The sequence below is a fragment of the Nitrobacter winogradskyi Nb-255 genome, assembly GCF_000012725.1.
Lineage (GTDB): Bacteria > Pseudomonadota > Alphaproteobacteria > Rhizobiales > Xanthobacteraceae > Nitrobacter > Nitrobacter winogradskyi.
In genome coordinates, this window is the sequence record NC_007406.1 from 951,563 (window position 1) to 969,548 (window position 17,986).

13 protein-coding genes and 1 pseudogene are annotated in these 17,986 nt (G+C 58.9%); 6 read left to right on the forward strand and 8 right to left on the reverse strand.

All coding sequences use genetic code 11. The features are described from left to right. Positions 1–210: 210 nt before the first annotated feature. Positions 211–1,275: a linear amide C-N hydrolase gene (locus NWI_RS04550; protein WP_011314181.1), complete on the reverse strand. Its 1,065-nt coding sequence runs from the start codon at positions 1,273–1,275 to the stop codon at positions 211–213. Between the two features lie 247 nt (positions 1,276–1,522). Beyond that, positions 1,523–1,738 (reverse strand): annotated as a pseudogene (locus NWI_RS16710) (lytic transglycosylase domain-containing protein); the annotation flags it as partial. Positions 1,739–2,370: 632 nt separating this feature from the next. On the opposite strand from NWI_RS16710, the gene NWI_RS04565 reads away from it, so the two are divergent. The 3 genes from NWI_RS04565 (at position 2,371) to NWI_RS04575 (ending at position 5,200) form a co-directional block, all read left to right on the forward strand. Beyond that, complete coding sequence (locus NWI_RS04565; RefSeq protein ID WP_011314183.1) at positions 2,371–2,925, forward strand: thioredoxin family protein; 555 nt, start codon at positions 2,371–2,373, stop codon at positions 2,923–2,925. Between the two features lie 170 nt (positions 2,926–3,095). Next, positions 3,096–4,346: a TonB-dependent receptor gene (locus NWI_RS04570; RefSeq protein ID WP_347335904.1), complete on the forward strand. Its 1,251-nt coding sequence runs from the start codon at positions 3,096–3,098 to the stop codon at positions 4,344–4,346. Further along, on the forward strand, positions 4,343–5,200 hold the full coding sequence (locus tag NWI_RS04575; protein ID WP_011314185.1) for an extracellular solute-binding protein: 858 nt from the start codon (positions 4,343–4,345) through the stop codon (positions 5,198–5,200). Before NWI_RS04570 ends, NWI_RS04575 begins: the two co-directional genes overlap by 4 nt. 400 nt (positions 5,201–5,600) lie before the next feature. Here the strand turns inward: NWI_RS04575 and NWI_RS04580 are convergent, their stop codons facing one another. Next, complete coding sequence (locus NWI_RS04580; RefSeq protein WP_049750621.1) at positions 5,601–6,977, reverse strand: PLP-dependent aminotransferase family protein; 1,377 nt, start codon at positions 6,975–6,977, stop codon at positions 5,601–5,603. A gap of 322 nt (positions 6,978–7,299) precedes the next feature. Here NWI_RS04580 and NWI_RS04585 point away from each other — a divergent pair, with 322 nt between their 5' ends. Further along, the gene (locus NWI_RS04585) at positions 7,300–8,079 is read left to right on the forward strand and encodes an aldolase (RefSeq protein WP_011314187.1); all 780 of its coding nucleotides are present in this window, start codon (positions 7,300–7,302) and stop codon (positions 8,077–8,079) included. Between the two features lie 42 nt (positions 8,080–8,121). Beyond that, positions 8,122–9,006 carry a dihydrodipicolinate synthase family protein gene (locus tag NWI_RS04590; RefSeq protein WP_011314188.1) on the forward strand — a complete coding sequence of 295 codons (885 nt, stop codon included), beginning with the start codon at positions 8,122–8,124 and terminating at the stop codon, positions 9,004–9,006. A 260-nt stretch (positions 9,007–9,266) separates the two neighbouring features. On the opposite strand, the gene NWI_RS04595 is transcribed toward NWI_RS04590, so the two are convergent. The 4 genes from NWI_RS04595 to NWI_RS04610 form a co-directional block, all read right to left on the reverse strand. Further along, positions 9,267–10,787 (reverse strand): TULIP family P47-like protein, encoded by a 1,521-nt coding sequence (locus tag NWI_RS04595; protein WP_011314189.1) that lies wholly within the window; start codon positions 10,785–10,787, stop codon positions 9,267–9,269. 94 nt (positions 10,788–10,881) lie between these two features. Beyond that, positions 10,882–12,474, reverse strand: a complete 1,593-nt coding sequence (locus NWI_RS04600) for a TULIP family P47-like protein (protein WP_011314190.1) — start codon at positions 12,472–12,474, stop codon at positions 10,882–10,884. A 2-nt stretch (positions 12,475–12,476) separates the two neighbouring features. Further along, the gene (locus tag NWI_RS04605; protein ID WP_011314191.1) at positions 12,477–14,090 is read right to left on the reverse strand and encodes a TULIP family P47-like protein; all 1,614 of its coding nucleotides are present in this window, start codon (positions 14,088–14,090) and stop codon (positions 12,477–12,479) included. A 54-nt stretch (positions 14,091–14,144) separates the two neighbouring features. Next, positions 14,145–15,395 carry a TULIP family P47-like protein gene (locus tag NWI_RS04610; RefSeq protein ID WP_011314192.1) on the reverse strand — a complete coding sequence of 417 codons (1,251 nt, stop codon included), beginning with the start codon at positions 15,393–15,395 and terminating at the stop codon, positions 14,145–14,147. Between the two features lie 445 nt (positions 15,396–15,840). Between NWI_RS04610 and NWI_RS04615 the strand changes: the two genes are divergently transcribed. Then, a complete protein-coding gene (locus NWI_RS04615) occupies positions 15,841–16,023 on the forward strand; it encodes a hypothetical protein (protein ID WP_041344778.1) in 183 nt (60 codons plus the stop codon). Positions 16,024–16,281: 258 nt separating this feature from the next. On the opposite strand, the gene NWI_RS04620 is transcribed toward NWI_RS04615, so the two are convergent. Continuing rightward, positions 16,282–17,946, reverse strand: coding sequence for a bifunctional protein tyrosine phosphatase family protein/NAD(P)/FAD-dependent oxidoreductase (locus NWI_RS04620; protein WP_011314194.1), 1,665 nt, complete (start codon positions 17,944–17,946; stop codon positions 16,282–16,284). Positions 17,947–17,986 lie beyond the last annotated feature (40 nt).

Below are 17,986 nucleotides of genomic sequence, written 5' to 3' on the forward strand. Positions count from 1 at the left end.
GAACGGTAAGACGATCTTGTTGAAAGTCTCGAGCCTGCCGGTCGGAAGGTCGGCAAGGTCGTGAACAGATGACCCTTCGCCTTCGTGACCCCATCATGCGGTGGCCTTGCGCCGACCGCGAAGAGAGGCGCGTGACCCACGCGGACGAAACGTCCACCACCGCGGCGATCAAACAGGAGCAGCCTCAACGATCAAATTGAATAGCGGTTCTCAGTGACCGAGGAACTTGAAGGGCTTGGCTTCTTTGAATTGATCGTTGGCGACCCCGGAATAGATATGCGTCTGGTCGGGACCAAGATCTAGTTTCAGCACCTTTCCAGTTTTCTCGGAAAAGTCCAACTTGGTCAGGTCGACCCAGAAGATGTTTGGCGTGAGCGCCGACTCGAAGAAATAGAGCCTGCGCTTCTGGTCGGATACGGTGCGCCAGCGGGTCGAGGAGATGTTGGGCTGATCGGGCGTTGTGATACCGAACGGAACGGAGACATTGCGGATGACACTGAACACGCTTGCGATCGCCTCGACCGGCTTCTCGGTCTTGGGGATCGCATTCACATAAAAGGAGGCGCGAGTAAACCGGTCGGAAGCGCGGTTCGTGCCCGGTAGCATCACGGTACCGCCGATCTGCGTCCAATATTCGTTCAGCGCGAGCTGCTTCTCGAAGATCGGTGAATTTGTCATCACCTGGAAGTCCCGACCGTGGTGGATGATCTGCTTGCCGCCGATAAACTCGATGATGGCGCTGTCGCCGGTGGCATCAGAGAGCGAAAGATGCAGCGTGGCGAGGCGGTCCTGGCCCGGCACCTTGTTTGTGACGATCGTAAAGGACTCCTTGGCCAGCGTATCGACAGCTTCCCGAACGGTGGCGAAATTGTCGAGCATATATTGCGCCCAGGCCGCGATCGACAGGGTAGGAGACTTGCCGTCGTATTCTGGATAGGAGGACTCGACCAGCCATAGCACGTTGGTCACAAGCCCTGCCTCGTTCATACCGTCGGTGGTCGAAATATCGTAACCGGAAGCGATAACGCTGCCGTATTTGGATGTCCACCGGATCGAGTTTGGTCCCGCTTCACCGGATCGCTTCATGCCACGTGGAAATACCCAGAGGTTTGTGCCGATATCGACCGTCCAGTCCATCGAGCGTGCCGTGATCACTTCACCATCTGCGCCATGGTAAACGAAGCGTGTGCAGGCTTCGGCCACAGGGGTGAAAAGCAGATTCACCGAGACGAATAAGGCGGCGCAACGCGACGCGCGCGAATACTTTTGTGACATCACGAATCCTTTCTCGCTCCAGTTGCCAACTCGCCCTTCGCCCGGAGCTATGACCTATGGCATCTGCCGCTCTCGGAACCGGCGCTTTTGTCTATGCGCAGTCCTTGCATTTTTGGGTCAACGACGCGCTGATGACGGAATATTCGATTTTCTGTCCGACCTCAAATCTCCACAGTCGGCGAATGTCGGGTTCGATCGAAACCTGTCCGGGTGTCGCGACGCCAAGCTGTTCGTTCAGGGCGCGCCGCTACCCGCCTCTCATGTCGGCTTCGATCGTGTGGTGCGGTGTCGTCCTGAACTGTGATCGGTAGATCTGCAGGTTCTCCATAACGCGTTGCACGTAGATACGATTCTCCTTGAAGGGGATGCGCTCGACCCAATCAACTGCGTCTACGCTTGGATCACGTGGATCGCCATAGCGTGCGATCCATTCTTTAACGCGTCCGGGTCCGACATTATAGCCAACTTCTTCGCGTGGATGGCATTGGTCACCAGGCATCGGATTAGGAAAGGGCCCGTCGATAGCATTTGGTCGATCCGCAAGGTCGATGACCGCGCGGCGCACGAGCCCGTCGCGATCGCAGCGGAGTAACCAGCATTGGATTGCCGGCACCACCTGGCAACAGCTGCGTGTTCTTGTACCGCGTTCTTTGCCGGGCTTGCGGGATGTATTCCTCGCGAAGCCTCTCAACGCCATGCTGCTCGGTGACCGCTCGGGCGTCCTTGGTGTCCCGGTCGGGCCATCAGGCTCGCCGTCCTGATCGCAGCCCACATCGCGCGCGATCTGGTCGGCGTCAGCGATCATCGTATTCTGCTTCCCGCCGCGATCCTGCTTGGAGCGACCGTGGGTCTCGCGGCCGATCGTGTGACCCATCTTCCGCAGCGAGAGGGCCTGATAATTGGGATGGGCGGCTCGCGTGAGCTATACTATTCTGCCTTGATACGCGCCTAACCAGTATTCGCCTTGCAAGTGGTCGCGACGGCTGGAAGATTTGCTCCTTGAGAGACCCAGGCTCCCCGTTTGCCGCCGAAAAGGAGCCGAACTTTGAAACCGGATTACATGTATTCTTTACTTTCGTCACAAGGAGATGCGAGATGGCGACGACGGTCACCCAAGTCACTTTCGATACGCCTGCGCCGGAGTTTCGGCTTCCGGCGACCGACGGCAAGACTTATGGACTGGACGATCTTGCCGGCGTAAATGGTACCGTCGTTGTCTTTATCTGCAACCATTGCCCCTACGTCAAAGCGGTGATCGACCGCATGGTTGCGGACGCGCGGGTGCTCATGTCGGAGGACATTGGTTTTGTGGCGATTTGTTCGAACGATGCGGCGAGTCACCCCGAAGATTCATTTGAAAATATGAAGAAATTCGCCGAGACTCACGGCTTTCCGTTTCCTTATCTGCACGATGAGACCCAAGAAGTCGCGCGCGCGTATGGGGCGGTGTGTACGCCGGACTTCTTCGGTTACAGCGCCGACCGTAAGCTCAAGTACCGCGGTCGGCTCGACGAAGGCCGCAAAACTCCGCCCCGCGCGGAGGCACCCCGAGAGCTTGTCGAAGCCATGCGCGCTATTGCGCGGACCGGTGTGGCGCCGGCTGATCAAAACCCGTCCCTTGGCTGCTCGATTAAATGGAAGGATTCCTGAAACCGGTCCCCTCACCATAAGCCGCACCAGCTCCGCGGTCGAAGTCATGGCTTCTCCGAAAATACTTCGAGCCCTTTTGGCTACAGCACTCCGTCCGCATCAACCAATATCGGTCGGGCGCTAGACACGTATCTGGTCGGCAAGATTGGAATCAATCGGTTCCGACGCGCATCAAACATGACATCAATGAGAACTGGCGCTTCTCCGCGGCCGTTTCGCGTAACACCAGCGATCGCGCTTCGACGGTTCCGACAAATACAATCAGGAGTAACGCTGGAAATTACGTGACGACCGCGGCCACGACGACCTTTAGTCTCGATACCGTCGACAGCAATCAAGCCGCCCTTAATGGCCGCTTTGAGACGAGTTCGATCAAGCACGATCTGTTTCTCGCCACCAATGGTTTCCTTTGGAATCGCTACACGCCGTTCAGAAGAGGCGCGATCACAGTCGGCAGCGCTAGCCTCAGCAATCCCTCGATCTTCAGCGAGCCAAATTTTCCGGATTTCAAGGACCGCTATCGCTCCGTATACACCTTCCAGCAATCTGTCACGCTGGGCGACACCATTGCTCTCAACGAAAGATGGTCGATACTGGCCGCAGTCAGCAATAGCTGGATCGAAACCTCCAACTACAACAACGCGGGCGGCGTCACAGGCGGATACAGCGCCAGCGGATGGAGTCCGCTCGGCAGCATTATGTTCAAACCCGGGGAGAACGTGACGACCTATGTCACTTACGCGAACAGCTTGCAGCAAGGCGACAGTGCTCCGGCCGGAACAGTTAATCAGGGCGAAGCTCTGGCCCCATTTCGCAGCAATCAGTATGAGTTAGGCGCCAAGTTCGATTTCGGGCGCTTCAACTTGAATGCCGCGCTCTACAGAATTGAGCGACCTTATGCCTACACCGGATCGGATAACGTTTTCTCCATGAAACGAACTCAGATCAATCGTGGCGTTGAACTGATGGCGTCTGGGGCCATCAATGATGAATGGACGGTGTTCGGCGGAATGACCTTCATTGATCCTCGGCTCCATAATATGGGTTCGCCCCAGACCGAGGGGCGGCGCATTCTGGGCCTGTCACAGTTCGTCATGAACTGTCTGGTCGAGTATCATGTTCCTTCTGTTCAAGGACTGACGTTCACCGCGAACGTCAATTATGGGACGAACCGTCCGACCGATTACGCGAATACGTCCTTTGTCCCGGACTATGCTGTACTCAATCTCGGCATGCGCTATGCGCAGCTCATTGCCGGCAAGCCGGTCACGTTCAGGTTTGACGTTTTCAACGTCACGGATCTCCACTATTGGGCAAACGAGACGCCGGCCGCCCAGAACGGATATAACGCGACAGGTTCAGCCACCGGCATCCTGGGCGCGCCGCGAACTATTCGTGCCTCGCTACAGGTTGAACTATGAGAATCCGAGCCGTCTCAGCCGCATGTGCAGGCATTCTCATCCTGACGTCGGTCGAGGCGTATTGCGCGGATGCGCAGGAACAAGCAGCCACGTTGCGGGTCTTTGCTGCCGGAAGCACACGCGGCGTCCTTGCCGCGATTGCCGATGATTATACAAAAGCGACGGGTCAGAGGTTTGAACTCACGTTTGGCCCCGCGGGCCTGCTACTAAACAGGATTCAGAAAGAGGGCGGCGCGGACGTGTATGTTTCCGCCAACATGGAGCATCCGCAGCGACTTTACGAGAAAGGCGCCGGGACACCTCCCGTCATCTTCGCCAGGAACCGACTATGCGTGACCGGCCGCGCGGAGCTTGGTCTCACGCAGGACACTGTGCTCGACAAATTGCTTGATCCGTCCATCAAGATCGGCACATCGACGCCCGGCGCTGATCCAGGGGGAGATTACGCCCTGCAATTTTTCGATCGAGCGGAGACCGTACGCGCCGGCGCGAAAGAGGCGCTCATCAAGAATGCGCGGCAATTGGTTGGCGGACCAACCAGCCCTAAAGTGCCCGCCGGCGAAACCGCGATCCATTATTTCTTTTCGCGGCACGAGGCCGATGTCTTTATCGGGTATTGTAGTTCGCATACAAATATCGGTGCCGGCACTAAGAAGCCGTCGGATGTTCCGATCACGCGGGTCGAGGTGCCTCAACCTCTCGCGATACCCATCAACTACGGGCTGACGATACCGGCGACAAGCGAGAATGAAGATCGCATGGAATCTGCTTATCGCTTCGCGCTTTACCTGATGTCTCCGGACGCGCAGCGGCGCCTTCCAGAATACGGCTTCCTTGCGGGCGGCGGGCCCTAGCTGTGGAGCCTCGGGAGGCTGTTCACAGTCTGAGCGAGCCTGCAGATAGGCGGCATTGATCCGATACTACCTCCCATTGGGACGAGGCCAGTCGCGGTCAAACACACCGGGCCGGCTCTAGATCACGATGGTTTTGGATCGAATCGATCCAAAACCATGAACGTGATCGATTCCAATATTTTGAGACGCGGGATGCGGGCGAAAACCGCTACACACTTTTCCTCATCCCGCTCTAGCGGATGAAGCGATTGTACAATCTCCACGATCCGAAAACGACGCCCGGCAATTCGGCGCCGTCGCAGCGAGATCGGCGAGTGTCCTGTTGCTACGCGGCTTCACGGTTGTGCGCGACATGGGTGAACCAATTTTATCGCTTAAGCGTGCGATCGACAGTCATAAATCATCTGTCAATCGTCCTCTTCAACAAAGTGGCAACCCGGCTCAGTTCAATCTCGGTCAGGCTGGCATAGCCGAGCCGAAACGCATGCGGTGCGTGCGCTGCGTCGAGCACGAATTTGACACCCGACGACACCGCCAATCCGACCTGCGCCGCGTTCGCTGCCCAGGTTTCCGCATCGAGCCCGGCGCGCAGGCGTAGCCACAAAGCGAGTCCGCCTGCCGGCAGGTCGAAGGCGACGTGTTGGCCAAGCTCGCGACGGATAGCTGCGGCAAACAGATCCCGCTTTTCCCCATAGATGCGGCGGGCCTTCCGGGTGTGTCGGCGCAGTTCGCCGTCCTCTATCAAGCTGGCGAGCGCCTGTTCGAGCGGCACGTCGCCCTGCCGGTCGATGGCCTCGCGTCGATCGGCCATACGAGTCAGGACGGCTGGCGCGGCAATCGCGTACCCCACGCGCACGGCCGGGGCGAGCAGCTTGGAAAGAGAGCCGAGATAAACCACGCCCTCTGCTTCGACGCGCGCCGCCAGCGGCAGCACCGGCCGTCCTTCGAAGCGATACTCATGATCGTAATCGTCCTCGATCAGGACGAGCCGCTTGCGACGTGCGAGATCGAGGAGTTTGAGGCGGCGGCTTGCGCCGAGGGTGACGGTCGTCGGATATTGATGGTGCGGCGTCACATAGATCGCGCGCAGCTCAGGCTCGCGATCAGCGATCGCCGCCAGCCGATCGACATCGATCCCATGCGCATCCACCGGTATGCCGACCACTCGGGCGCCCGCGGCGCGAAAGGCGGACCATGCAAGCGGATACCCCGGCTCCTCCACCGCGATCGCTTCGCCCGGCTCAACCAGCGCCGCGGCAGCGAGGTAAAGACCCATCTGGCTACCGCGCGTGATCATCATGTCATCCGCCGAGGCGGTTAGCCCCCGCTCGGAGATGAGGTAGCTTGACAGGGCCGTGCGCAGCCTGATGGCCCCACGAGGGTCGCTGTAATCGCCGCCGCCGACGAAGGCCGGCGACGTCAGCGCAGTTCGGAACGCCCTTGCCAGCTGGGTGGCCGGCATGAGCCGTGCGTCCGGTGCGCCGTCCGAAACACGCAGCATTGGACGCGCCGTGCCGCCCGCGGGATCGAGTGGCGCCCGGAGCGTAGGCGGCGGAGTTTCGCCACCGGCCGGCTCCGGCAGGTCATTCGCGACGAAGGTCCCCCGCGACGGTCTGGCCACGAGCCAGCCTTGCATGGTCAGTTCCTGATAGGCGGCGTCCACCGTGTTGCGGTGAACCTTGAGACTCGTCGACAGGGCCCGCGTACCCGGAAGCGGATCGCCGGGTTTAAGGCGGCCGCGTTCGATCTCCCGAATGATCGAATAAGCGATGTTCATAAACACCGGTCGTTCGCCGTCACCGGTCAGTTCAAGCTTTAGATCATGGCGTGATCCCAACCGGCCTATCTCCTGTATCAAAACTGGCACTATAAGATAGGCCGGTTACCGATATGATAGCAATGAGAAGGTTGGAGCAATCTATTCGCGCTGTCGCCGCCGAGTTCCATCCCTATGACGTGAGGCCTGCCTGCAACGCTGAAGACCGCCTCCGCGATCCGGCGCATCCACTTCGAAGACCTGGGAAGCTTCGAGGGGCGTCGAGGAGCGCGGGCTCGTCCAGCAGGCGGCGATACCGGGATGAATTTGAAAGGAGTCTACAATGAGCACGATGACTGCGCCTAAAGACGAGCTTGTGAAGCTGGCCGAAAGCCGGATGAAGGTTGCGATCGCGGAGAATACCTGGACCGATCGCCAGAAGCTCGCTCTGACCTGCCGCATTCTCTTCGAAGGCGGCCACGATTCCGGTCTGGCCGGCCAGATCACGTGCCGCGCTGAGGCGCCAGGAACGTATTACACCCAGCGTCTCGGCCTCGGGTTTGACGAGATCAGGGCGCAGAACCTCCTTCTCGTCGATGAGGATCTTAACGTCCTCGATGGCGGCGGCATGGCCAACCCGGCAAACCGGTTTCATAGCTGGCTCTACCGTGCGCGGCCCGACGTCAACTGCATCATCCATACGCATCCGCTCCATATCGCGGCGCTGTCGACGCTGGAGGTGCCGCTGGTGGTGTCCCACATGGACCTGTGTCCGCTGTACGGTGACGTCGCGTTCCTCGAAAAGTGGCCCGGGGTGCCCGTCGGCAACGAGGAAGGCGAAATCATCGCCGAAGCGATCGGTGACAAGAAAGCCATCCTCCTATCCCATCACGGGCAACTGATCGCCGGGGCCACGATCGAAGAGGCCTGCGTTCTGGCAATGCTGATCGAACGCGCGGCGAAGATGCAGTTGCTGGCCATGGCCGCCGGCGAGATCAAGCCGATCCCGGAGAACCTGGCGCGCGAAGCGCATGACTGGATCTCCAAGCCGAAGCGCCACAGCGCGGCATTCGACTATTACTCCCGCAGAGTTCTGGGTCGCCACAACGACTGCCTGCTCTGAACTCCTGCGCTCGACTCCTCCTACTATTTTAAAGGACAGCAAATGCCCGATCTCGCTATTCAAGGCATCATTGGTTACACGATCACGCCCTTCGACAACCAAGGCCGCCTTGACTTGAACGCGCTGGATCTGACTATCAACCGCATGATCGAGGCTGGCGTTCACGCCATCGCGCCCCTCGGCAGCACAGGCGAAGGCGCCTATTTGAGTGAGGAAGAGTGGACCGCCGTCGCCGAACGCAGCGTGAAGACCATCGCCGGCCGCGTCCCGGTGATCGTCAGCGTCTCCGATCTAACGACGGCTGGCGCGGTGAGGCGCGCGCGAGCGGCGGAGTCGTTCGGCGCCACTGCGGTCATGGTCCTGCCGACATCGTACTGGAAGCTGCAGGAAGACGAGATCGTCGCGCATTATCAGGCGGTAGGAACGGCCATTGGCGTGCCGGTGATGCTCTACAACAACCATGCGGTCAGCGGGATCGACATGTCGGTTGATCTGATCCTGCGCATCGTGGACGCCGTCGACAATGTCACGATGGTCAAGGAAAGCACCGGCGACATCCAGCGGATGCATCAACTCTATCTGCGGACCGAAGGACAGCTTCCGTTCTACAACGGCTCCAATCCCTTGGCTCTCGAAGCCTTCGCCGCTGGTGCGACCGGCTGGTGCACGGCCGCCGCCAATCTGATCGCCGCCGACAACATAGCGCTCTACGAAGCAGCTCGGCAGGGTCGCCTCGTCGAGGCCCGAGCGTCCTTCTACCGGCAGTTGCCGTTGCTCGACTTCATTCTCAAGGGCGGTTTGCCCAAGACGATCAAGGCCGGGCTCGAAATAGCCGGGGTGCCGGTCGGAGCACCGCGGTTGCCGGTGAAGCCTCTGGACGAGGCGGGCAGAGCGAGGCTCTCGGCCATTCTCGAGACGCTGAACTGAATAGCGAAGGGTGGCCAGCGTTCCAGTGGCCACCCTCATCGGAAGATTAGGTCGTGTTGACAAAGTGTCTGATCCAAAAGGGATGACGCTGTCGCTCGCAACCCAGGCGAACGGGTGCGATGCGCTCATACCTTCCTCTCAGCCATCTGCACCGCCGCATCATACCGGTTCGCGTGAAGAAAACGCGTCAAAACAACAATATAGAGCCTCGCTTCTGATTACATCAGAAGCGAAAAGGCTTTAAGTCCGATCTCTCTTACTCACTTGAACGATCCGGAGATTTGAACCGATTCGTTGAGTTGGGCTCCGGACGCGGCAAATGACTTGCCATTTTTCCCTGCCCAGGCCACCGATGATTCCAGGGTGTTGATCATCTCGTCGATCGACGGCAAGGCCACCTTGACACCGTTCTTCAGAAGGTCCGGCAGGATATTCTGCGCCGCGGTAATTCCTCCCTTGATGACGGTGGCCAGGATGAGAAGCATGATCTTATCGCCCAAATTTTTTGCCACCGCACCGGAGACGCTGAAGATCAGCGTCAAGATGACGGACATTAGGACCTTGCCGATGATGGCCCCGGTAGAATTGTGGATCCGGTGGCTGGCATCCGCGGCTCGCGTAACCGTGTAGTTCAAGGTGCGCGAGCCGTCTTCCTTGGTGATGAGTTCGAGCCCGTTATAAAGGGTGACGTCGACATAAAGCGTGACGCCCGGCTCCACCTCTGTTTTCGCCTCCACGAAGGAGACGATTTGCCGATCCTGAAGCGTGATGGAGAATTGCGTGACGGTCAGGTCGTAATTTCCGCTCTCGACCACCGCCGCAGGCAGTTTCAGGGTTTTGCCGGACTTTAGGGAGATGGACGTATCATCGTTCAGAAGCTCGAACTCATCCGGGCTGGCCCCGTCAAAGGCTGCGGTTGCCGCCGGAAGAAGCACATCCTGAACGAACGCCTGGCTACCGATCAGAACCCCGGCGCTGCCGCCCGATGGAATGACATCCGGCGCGAGAACGTGGAAGGCGCCGGGCGATGTGGTCCCGCCCATAATGCCAAGGACACCGGGCGCATCCTCGCCCGACCCCTGATAGGCATAGGACGCCTGAGCCAGTTGCAGCCATGAAAATCCGCTGAACGTCTTGTTGATTGTCACGGTCGCGCTGTTCAGCTTCGGCAGCTTCCCATCCGCTGCGGCCCTCTGCAACCAGGCGCCGAACCCGGCCCGCAACAAGGCAGAAGGCACCGGTCCCAGGGAGCCGGCGCCCGAGTAAAGATAGTCGATGATGGCAGGGCTTGACGCCGTCTCCGTCCAGTCGACCCCGAGAACATGTTGCGTACCGGAAGCCGTTTGCGCGGCCGAAGCAGGGATCGGCGGCGAAAAAGCCAGAGGCGCCTGCACCACGAAGGTGCCCGGCGAAACCGTTTCGCTCGCGCCGCTGCGTGTTACCACGCCTTTGATGAGGGGCATGGCGAGATAGAGATAGCGGCCGCTGCCCTGCAGCCCTTGCGGTCCTCCGTCATGGATCGAGACCTTCCCGAAAGTCCCGGAGACGCTGATACCGTCGCCCAGATCAAAGGAAAACTCGGTGACCGCGGCAGGCTGATCTGCCGCCCAGGCCGTGTTCACCTCCGCCTCCACGAGCCCGTTGACCAGAGTCCAGCCGAAGGTTGAAGCGGATACAGGTGCTGGCTCCGGGGCGCGCAGCGGAGCTTCGGGAAGATCGTAGACTACGCCCTCTGCGATTGAAAAGACGTTCGGATTGCTGATGTCTTTTTTCAGCTCCATTGCGTTTCACCTTTCACGCCGGTTCAGGGGCAGATCGTCAGGTCCGGGCACTCGAAGGTGCCGAAACCTGTTGAAGGGTTTCGGAGCAAGTCGATCAGGCAAAGCCGGGATCGCCACTAAGCTGCACTGACTCGTTCAGTTGCACCGCGGTGATGGTGAATTGCGATTGCTGGGTCGGCCAGGTGATCGGACTTGTCCCGGTCTGAACCAGAGGATCGATTTCCGGCATGGACTCGGCCACGCCCTTGGCGATGACCTCGGTGATGATCAACTGGATGGCCGTAATGATCCCGGCAATGATGGCAACGATGATCGCGATGATGATGCGCTTGGCGAGCGTATCGACGATCTTGCCGACCACCAGGCCGACAACGGAAACGATGATGCCGGCAATCACCTCCGTGATGATGACCCCCGGCGCTGTGTGCACCCTGTGGGTCGCAGAATAGGGCCGGGTCTCGCTGAAGCCGATGGTCTGCTTGCCGTTCGTTTTCTTCTCGAGTTTCAGGCCGTGCCAGGTGTTGATGGTGATGTAGGTGTCGATCCCTGGAGAGATATTGACCTTGACCTCCATGGTCGTGTGAAACTCGGTCGTGTTGATGACCAGATCGAAGCTCTCGATATAGGGATGATAGTCGATCGCCCCGACCTTCACGGAATCGAGCTCCACCTTGCCGGAGCCGTTGTTGATGATCTCCGTATCGTTGTTGACGAGCCTGAAATCCGACGTCCTGGCATTGTTGAACGCGTGAGGCAGCCCCGGAAAAATCGCCTCGCGCAAAAATAACTGCTGGCTGATGAGAAAGGCGGAGCGCTGGTTGGTCGGGATCGCCGAGGCGGCCAGCTCATGCTTGAGGTTCTCCGCTCGGCCAATGTCGCTTGTTAGCGTCAGCACGCCAAAGAAACTGTTCTCCACCGTTCCGCCATCGGCAAAGGCATAGCTGGTCAGCGCCGGAGATAGCCACTGGAGAGTCCCCTGATCCGCCATGATGTTGAGATCCACGGCGGCGAAGGTTTGGGTGAAGTCTTTTATGTTCGCATTCAGGTATGTCGTCATGGCGGCGAGGAGAAGCCCCTTCACCGCCTCGATTGACATTCCGTCCGGCCATTTGGCCGAAGTCGATGCCGGAACGTCGATGAAAACCACGGAGACCGGGGAAACGTTGGGGCCGGGGGCTTGGTCACTGACGACGATATTGTGCTTCGTGCCGGTTTCTGTCGGCTTGGTGGGAGGTGCGTTCGGCGGAATCACATTGAGATGATACTGTGCCGTCGCGGTTACGCCGGTCAGATCATAGTTCTTGCCCCCGAAGATAAATGTGCCGGAGCTCGCAGGCACCAGCACATTGACATTTTCTCCATCCGCGCCGGTGGTCAATTGCCAGGCAGCGAAATTTCCGGAAAGAGAAGAGCCTTCGCCAAGCGGGTTGCTGACAGAGAATGTAGGCGGAGTCGTCTTTTGCTTTACGATGGCCTTGTTCACATCGGTCATCCGGATGGCGAACACGGTATCCCAGCCTAAGGTGTCAGCCTTAGGTGGCGGATTGGAGCCCCCGGACTGCGCCGCCAGGAAAGCCGCGCCATGGCGGTCGTGTTTTTCAAGGGCCTCGATCCGCAAGTCTTCGTCGAGATCAGGGAAACTAAAGACCAGCGGTTTGTCGTGAGCTTCAAGCACGCGCGCGTCCATCGTTACCTCCTGCTGGGTTTTGCCGCCTTGCTCCTCCGGACCTTCAACGGTGGGGCCGCCGTCAGAGGTGTTTCTTGCGGAGCTGCGAAGTTCAGCGTTCCTCCGAACTGGAGCGCACCGTTGAGCCCCGCCGATGTCAGGGTGAATGACGATGCCGCCGTCGGCCAGACAACCGGATCCGTTGCGGCATAGATCATCGGATTGATGGAAGGCATGGCCTCCGCCACGCCCTTGGCGATGACGTCTTCGATGATCAGTTCAACACCGACGATGATTCCGATGATGATCGCGACGATGATACCGATGATGATGGCATCTGCAAGCGCCGCCCCCGGCCCGGCCACCACGGCGCCGATAACGGCGACCAGAACCGAGAGAATCGCGGTCGTGATTTTGACCCACGCCGCTACGTGTTTCACGTAAGTATGCCTGGGCGGCCGCGTGGCTTTGTAGCCGAGCGTCTGGGTGCCGTCGGTTTTGGTGACCAGCGTCAGGGTCTGGTAGTTGGTCATCATGATGGTGACGCTGATGCCCGGAGAAACATCCACGTCCACGACCATGTTCGTTACAATTTCCGTGTCGTTGATGACCAGATTGAACGAAGACATTTTGGGATGGTAGGTGGTGCCGCCGTAGTCGATATCGTTGACATCGACGGTCACCCCGCGCGCCAGGGTGATCTCCGAGCCATGATTGATCAGTTGGAAGTCGCTTGCCGATGCCTTTTTGAAGGCGTGCGGCAACCCGGGAAGAACGGATTGCTTTAAGAACAGCTCGGCGCTGATCAGGAAGCCGGACTGGGCCCCCGAAGGAATGGCACTGGGGGCGATCTGATGGCTGAGATCGGCGATGGAGCGCCGCTGGGTCGTGGTCAGCACGCCTAGCAGGCTGTTTTCCGGTTTGGTGCCGTCAGCGTAGGCATATCCCGTAAGCGATGGCTTCAGCCACTGGAAGCTCGCCTTGTCCGCCTTCTCCGCTAGGTTGACCGTGGAAAACACATGCTGAAATCGCTCCAGATTGTCGATGAACCACTGGGTCAGCGCACCCTGAACCAGCGCCCGGTTGATCGGCGTGTTGCCGCTCGCCTTGCTTCCCTCGGGGAAAACAAACTGAACGACGGCTGCTATCGGCTCGTTGGCCGGGTCCGATGTCGTCGTCTTCGTTTTCAGCTTATGGGGTACGCCCTTGGCGTCGACAGGGACCGGTGCGGCTTTCGGAACGCCAGGCACGTAATCGAAGTTGATCATGACCGTCGCCAGTCCGCCGGCGATGTCATAGGTCGCGCCGTTGAAATCAAGCGTGCCGTCAGCGACCGGGACCAGCAGGTAGATGTCCTGACCGTCGCCGCCCATCGTCACCTGCCACGTCCCGAAGGTGCCGGCGATAGCGTAAGCAGAGGAAAAGGTCTGGCTGAAGTCGCCGGGGGCCGAGCCGGTTTGTCTTAGGGCTTCGTTCACATGGGGCAAGTTGATGGCGAACACCGTGTCCCAGCCCAGCGTGTCCGCAATGGGCACATCGGATGCAGGCGGCGACGGCTCCGGCATCGGGTCCGGATCGTGGATCCGGATGGCATACTTGCTGGGGTGAACAACAATCTTTTCTGCCGCAGCGGCCATCGACCTTCCCCCGTTTCAATAACCTTGCTGACAGCGGCCGTCAGGCGTGGCCGCTCATTGCGGCGCCGCCGTTCCCTGCATGTAGAACAACCCGTTGAGACCGGCGCTTTTCACGTCGATATTGGTGGTGTGGCTCCACTGGATCGAAGCGGGCGGAGTTCGCGCCAGCTTGACGCCCTGTCCTCCCTGCAGGGCGTTGGCGATCGCGTTGCCGATCAGGCGCGCCACCAACTGGACGATGACTTCGACGACCGCGCCGCCGACGATCCAGTACCAGGGTATATGCACGTCCTTGTGAAAGCGGGGGTGAGGGTCGGATGTAAATGTCAGGAGCTTGTTCTTCATGTCGAACCGCGATGAATTTCTGGAACTGGCGTTGTAGCTCATGCGGATTCCAGCTTTCATATCGCAGTCCCCGGACAGCGAGGTATCGAGTGTTCCGCCGACAAGCGTCAGGTTGAAGGAATTGATCTTAGGATGATAGGTGATAGCGCCTTTCTTGACAGACCCGGCTCCGAACGATCGACGCGCCTTGACCTCCCTTCCGTTCCAATAGAAGTTTGATCTCCCCGCATCTGGATAGGCCCTTTCCAGAACCGGAACGATGACATTCTCCATAAAGAGGGATTCTGCGATGAACAGTCCGGCATTGTTCGATCCGGAGACGATCTGGTCATCGATGGTCCGCTGCAAGTTGGACACGTCGCGGTCGGTGGTCACCGCCAGAATGCCCAGATAGTTGCTGCCGTCGTTCTTGTTCATGAACGCGTAGTCGGCTTTTACCGGTGCAAGCCAGGAATCCGTTGCCGGCCTGGCAAAGTTCACCGTCGCCAGAACGAAAGTGATCTGTGGGGCGACGCTCACCAGAAACTGCGGCAGAAGGGCAAACACCAGCGCATGCTGCGCGGGAGTAAGATGCTTGCCCGGATCGAGCAGATTAACCGGGGTCAGTAGGCCGGGGCCGGCTTGCTGACTGACCTTCCTGATATCGGGCACCAGGTTTTGCGACGTCGGCATTCCGCTCGGCAGCAGCGTCAGCTCCAGATCAGCAACGAGCGTTACTCCATCGAGGGAGGCATCCCCGACAGTTTTGGAAACAAGAGAACCTTGCGCAACCTGAAACGACATGCGCAGCAGCTTGCCGCTGCCGCCGGAGACGATCTGCATCGATCCCATGACCCCGGTCATCTCGGTGCCATCAGAAGTATATTCAAGTTCTGGAAGTCTTTCTCTTCGCAAAGCCGCGTTCACGAGGTTCACGTCAATGACGTAAACCGTATCCCACCCGAACGTATTGTAGACCATACATCACTCTCATCAGGAGCATGGATTCCATGACATGAAACAAGAATTGCGGGTTACCCGCCTCGGGTGAGTTGCAGAGTGCGTTCCGCAAGCGCACCTTGATTGGTTACGTTCTGAAATCGTCAACATGCTTATGAACGCAACAGATGAATCTCATCATAAGCCGGCGAACTGCATTTAAGTTAATGCATAACCGCATCACCTGAATCCCTTTTGCTTTTAAGGATCAAACCGGAGCGACAGCCAATGCGAAACCGATTCAAGATCGCGTCGCGGTCCTGCGTTTCAACCGACGGCTCTATCGCAAGCGCCATCTGGTCGAGCTGCTCTTCAACAAATCAGGCACTATAGCGCGGTCGTCACCCGATACGACAAACGTGACGACGACTTATCGCAAGCATCAAACTCGCCTGAATCCGAATCTGATTGCGGTTCATTTGAGTTGATGACCCTGGCGCGCGCACCCAACGATGAATCGCTGCGAGATACGTTTCAGGGTCGCGAGCACTTTAAACAACCGGGCGCGATAACACCGTATTATGGTGCTATCCTCGATCTTGCCGATGTTCTTTCCGCCTATGCGAGCTATACGGGCATCTTTCGTCCTCAAGCAGCGCAGGACGAATAAGGTTCGACGCTTCCGCCTCTTGAAGGCAAGAATACAGAAGTTGATCTAAAAACCGCTTTCTTCGACAGTCGTCTTATTGCAAGCGCCGCGTACTTTGATGTGGAATAGGACAACTTCGTGCTCGTCACTGGTGGGGTCACACCCAACGGAAATCCAGCCTTCTGTCCGGAAGGATGGTGAATCCAAAGCCGAGACCGCACATAACCCTACGATGTGCGGGACGGTGGAGTATGTCATGGGCCATAGGCGCGCTCGCCGTCAGCGCACATCTGGAGCGGCCATCCACTCTTTACCCTTGAGCATCGCATGCCAATAGATCGGCGGCAGGACTCGCTCCTTCAGCCACCAGGCGGCCCGGGTTGGTTTCCTGCCGTCCAGGATGAAGGTAGGGAAGCTCGGCAGAAGCTTTCCGCCATATCCGAATTCGGCCAGAACAATTCTGCCGCGCTCGACGGTTAGCGGGCACGCTCCATAACCGTCATACACGGCCTGCTTTGCTCTCAGACCCAGATCGACGCAGATATTCTCGGCAACGATCGGCGCCTGCTTGCGGGCCGCCGCGGCCGTCTTTGCGTTCGGGGCGGAACAGACATCGCCGAGAGACCAGATATTGGCATACGCCTTGTGGCGCAGGGTGCCGTCGTCCACATCGACCCATCCAGCCGCGTTAGCCAATGGGCTCACGCGGATGAAGTCCGGCGCGCATTGAGGCGGCGTTACATGGATCATGTCGAACTGCACTTCGACGGTCTCCGCCGGACCATCGGCCGAGGTCTTGGTGAAGTAGGCTTTTTTATCCGGACCATCGATAGCGACGAGGTCATGCTGAAACTTCAGCTTCGCATCATATTTTCTGACGTATTCCATCAAGGCCGGAACGTAGTCGGCCACGCCGAACAGCACGCCACCCGCGTTATAGAATCCGACATCGATGCCGCGGAGATGACCCTGGCGATGCCAATGATCGGCCGACAGATACATCGCCTTTTGCGGTGCGCCCGCGCACTTGATCGGCATCGGCGGCTGCGTGAAGACCGCGTTTCCGGATTTCAGGGAACGGACGAGTTTCCAGGTATAGGGCGCAAGATCGAAGCGATAGTTGGAGGTCACGCCGTTGCGGCCCAACGTTTCGGTCAACCCATCGACCTTTTCCCAATCGAGTTTCAGGCCGGGGCAGACGACGAGACGGCTATACTTTACGACGCGACATCCTTCCAGAATGACGGCGTTCTCGGCCGGCTCGAATGCGGTAACCGCGGCTTTGATCCAGGTGACGCCGGAGGGAACGACCGACGCCATCGTATGGACGGTTGACGTTGCGTCGAAAATGCCGGCGCCGACCATGGTCCATCCGGGCTGGTAGTAGTGAATGTCGGCGGGATCGATAACGGCGATGTCGAGATCGGGCGCGCGCGCCAGGAGACTTGACGCGCAGGCGATGCCGGCGGCGCCGCCGCCGACAATGACGACGTCGTAGCTTGCGTCGGGCAGGCGTGTCGGAGTCCTGCCGCCGTTGGCGATCCTCCGCACGATCCCGGACATATCGTAGCCGGCTGCCTTGGCGGCGCCGAGCAGCGCGGGGAGGGGTTGCGTGGATGCATTCGCCAAACACCAAAGCGAAATGGAGCGTGTTCCTGTACGGCAGAATGCCAGGGTCGGCTTCGGCAGGCTCTTTAGTGTCTGGGCGAATTGCACGGCGTCATCATCCGACATCTTGCCGGCAACGACCGGCTGATGGACGAATTCGAGTCCATGGCTGGACGCTGCCAATTCCAGTTCCCGAGCCGACGGCTGATCGGCGGCCTCGCCGTCAGGCCGGTTGCAGATGATCGAACGGAAACCAGACTGCTTCAACGCGGCCATATCCTGCGGCATGACCTGTGCCGACACGCTCAGTTCATCGGATAGTTTCTTCGTATCCATGCGTTTTCCTTCTCTCTCATATCCGGCTTGTGGTTCCACC